4 protein-coding genes are annotated in these 2,980 nt (G+C 67.7%); all 4 read right to left on the minus strand.

Annotated features, from left to right (window positions below; translation table 11 throughout):
• Positions 1-941, minus strand: a 941-nt coding sequence (gene gpmI / locus I71_RS11880; protein ID WP_042695070.1) for a 2,3-bisphosphoglycerate-independent phosphoglycerate mutase, incomplete at its 3' end; no start/stop codon positions are given.
• A 102-nt stretch (positions 942-1,043) separates the two neighbouring features.
• A complete protein-coding gene (gene rlmH, locus I71_RS11885) occupies positions 1,044-1,502 on the minus strand; it encodes a 23S rRNA (pseudouridine(1915)-N(3))-methyltransferase RlmH (protein WP_042695071.1) in 459 nt (152 codons plus the stop codon).
• Between the two features lie 25 nt (positions 1,503-1,527).
• Complete coding sequence (gene rsfS, locus I71_RS11890; RefSeq protein WP_012974900.1) at positions 1,528-1,974, minus strand: ribosome silencing factor; 447 nt, start codon at positions 1,972-1,974, stop codon at positions 1,528-1,530.
• Entirely contained in the window at positions 1,971-2,600 is a 630-nt protein-coding gene (locus I71_RS11895; protein ID WP_042695072.1) for a nicotinate-nucleotide adenylyltransferase, read from the minus strand. The genes rsfS and I71_RS11895 overlap by 4 nt, the downstream gene beginning before the upstream one ends.
• Between the last annotated feature and the right edge of the window lie 380 nt (positions 2,601-2,980).

Consider the following 2,980-nt stretch of genomic DNA (forward strand, 5'->3'; position numbering starts at 1 on the left):
TTGGTCAGGGTTTTGGGCGAAAAGATGGTGGTCATCAGCTTCGCCAGCGCCGACGAATATTCGACCATGCCGACCACGGCGGCCAGCTTCGGCGCCCCATCCACCGGGAAGCCGTCGAAAGCCGGCTCGACATAGGCGGCCAGGATCTCGCGGGCGCGGTCGGCGCGGAAGTTCGCCATCAGGATGGCATCGCCATCCTTCATGCCGGCATAGTCGCCGATCACCGTCGGCAGGATGAACTCATCATGCTTGTCGGCGGCATAGCTCTGCTCGATCGCCTGGATCGGGTCGGCGGCGCGCTCGCCCTCCGCCCTGGTCATCGCGGCATAGGCCTTGGCGACGCGGTCCCAGCGCTTGTCGCGGTCCATGGCGTAATAGCGGCCGATGACGGTCGCCACCTCGACGCCCGGCAGCTCGAAAACATCGGCCATGAACTCGGCGACCTGATCCTTGGCGCTCTGCGGCGGCACGTCGCGGCCGTCGGTGAAGGCGTGGACAGCCACCGGCACGCCCTCGCGCGACAGCACGCCGGCCAGCGCCGCGATGTGGTCCTGGTGCGAATGGACGCCGCCCGGCGACAGCAGGCCCATCAGATGGACACGCCCGCCGGTCTTGTGCATCGCCTTGACCAGATCGTTCAGCGCGGCGTTGCGCTCAAGCTCGCCCTCGACGATGGCATGGTCGATCATCACGAGATCCTGCATGACGACCCGGCCGGCGCCGAGATTCATGTGGCCGACCTCGGAGTTGCCCATCTGGCCCTTCGGCAGGCCGACCTCCTCCTCGCTGGCGTCGAGGAAGGCCGTCGGCTCGGCCGACCACAGGCGGTCCCAATTCGGGGTGTCGCCCAGCGCGATCGCGTTGTCGGACCGCTCCTCGCGATAGCCCCAGCCGTCCAGAATGCACAGGACGACGGGGCGGGGTCGGTTGGTCTCGGTCATCGCGCTTACCTTTCTCGAAAGGTTGTGGTCTCGGAGTTTCGTGTTTTGGCTTTTTAAGCTCTGGGCTCCGGCGCGTGCGAACGCCGGATGCGACGCTCGGTATCAGGATCTGTGATAGGGGTGGCCGGCAAGAATTTGTTGGGCGCGATAGAGTTGCTCCGCAAGCATGCCGCGCACCAGCATGTGGGGCCAGGTCATCGGTCCGAAGGCGAGCAGGAAATCGGCCCGCGCGCGCACCGCGTCGCCATGGCCGTCGGCACCGCCGATCAGGAAGGCAAGGTCGCCGGCGCCACGGTCGCGCCAGTCGCCGATCCTGGCGGCGAAACTCTCGCTGGGCAGGGCCTTGCCGCGCTCGTCCAGCGCCACCACGATGGCGCCGACCGGCACGGCGGCGAGCAGCAGCTCGGCCTCCTGCCGTTTCAATTCGTCGGAGGAGAGGCGTTTCTTCACCTCGACCTCCTTCAAGGTGAAGGGCCAGCTGAGCCGTCCGACATACTCGTCGAACAGGTCGCGGGTCGGTCCTCCCCGCGACCGCCCAACGGCGGCGAGCCACAGACGCATGGTGCGGCCCTCCGCCTCCGGTTCGTCAGGCGCTCAGCCGAGCCGTGCCCGACGGCGTCGGCAGCTCCAGACCCCACATCTTCTCGATGTTGTAGAAGGTCCGGACTTCCGGCTTGAACAGGTGGACGATCACGTCGCCGGCATCGACCAGCACCCAGTCGCACTGGGTCATGCCTTCCATCTCGACGCCGCGGACGCCGGCCTGCTTCAGCTTTTCGGCCAGCTTCATCGCCATGGCGGCGATGTGCCGCGTGTTGCGGCCCGACGCCACGATCATGTAATCGGCGAAGGTGGTTTTCCCGGCGAGATCGATGACGGTCACGTCATCCGCCTGGTCGGCGTCGAGCGACGCCTGGATGAGCGCCTTCAGGTCCTGCGGCTCCAGGATCTGGGGAACGGCGGCTGGCCGCGGAGCGGTCGCGGCCGTTTCGGTGTGCGTGGTGATGGCTCCAACCTCTTGCAACGGTTTCACGACCCGGCGGCCCGTGCCTGCCGGATCGCCGTCGCCGAGGCCGGGTGCAAGGGGTTGCGTAAGAACGCCCAGGCCGGCCGCCTGCGGCGCGCCAGCCCTTTGACCCCAGACACCGACACCCGCCGACGGGTGTAACGCTGGGCGGCTTTGCCGCTCAACGCTCCAAGAGAATAGGTGGGACGGGCGAAAACCGCAACGGCCACCGAGTCGAAGATTCGAGTCCAGTGCTTCCAGCGCGGAATTTGCCGCAGATTGTCCGCCCCCATCAACCAGACGAAGCGGGTTTTGGGGAAGCGGCGCTGCAGCTTGGCCAGCGTATCGGCGGTGAAGCGGGTGCCGAGCGCCGTCTCGATCGCCGTCACCTCGATGCGGGGATGGGCGGCGACGGCCCGCGCCTCGGCCAGCCGGTCGGGCAGCGCGGCCATGCCGGAGGTCGACTTCAGCGGGTTCTGCGGGCTGACCATCCACCACACCCGGTCGAGCCCCAGCGTCTTCAGCGCGAACAGGCTGATGTGCCGGTGTCCGGCATGGGCCGGATTGAACGACCCGCCGAGGATGCCGACGGTGAGCCCGCCATAGAGCGGGCCGGAATAGAGGTGGGGGGCGCGATCCGTCCCCGACGTCACCCCGGAGCGGTCACCCTCTCCCCCCCGCGTCAGCGCAAACTTCGTTTGCGCTGACGCGACAGGCGGACCTTCGGCCCGCTGAGAGCGGGGAGAGGGTTGGGTGAGGGGGCCACGCTTCGAGGATCGTCCAGCAGACGGAACCCCCTCACCCTGCCCTCTCCCCGGGGGGGAGAGGGTTCCGGTAGGGCGGAAGAGGGCTTTGTCGTTAAGGCCGCGTCTGGCCATCGCCGCGCACGACATACTTGTAGCTGGTCAGCTGCTCCGCCCCCACCGGGCCGCGGGCGTGGAACTTGTCGGTGGAGATGCTCTACCATGCCGATCTGATCGGTCTGCGTGCGGAACTCGCCGATGGAACCGTCTGCGGCACGGTGAAGGCGATC

Source organism: Azospirillum sp. B506, assembly GCF_000333595.1.
In the GTDB taxonomy this organism is placed as follows: domain Bacteria; phylum Pseudomonadota; class Alphaproteobacteria; order Azospirillales; family Azospirillaceae; genus Azospirillum.

Coding starts and splice junctions, on each gene's coding strand:
- rlmH (WP_042695071.1), bottom strand. CDS start 1,502: ATGCGTCTGTGGCTCGCCGCCGTTGGGCGGTCGCGGGGAGGACCGACC.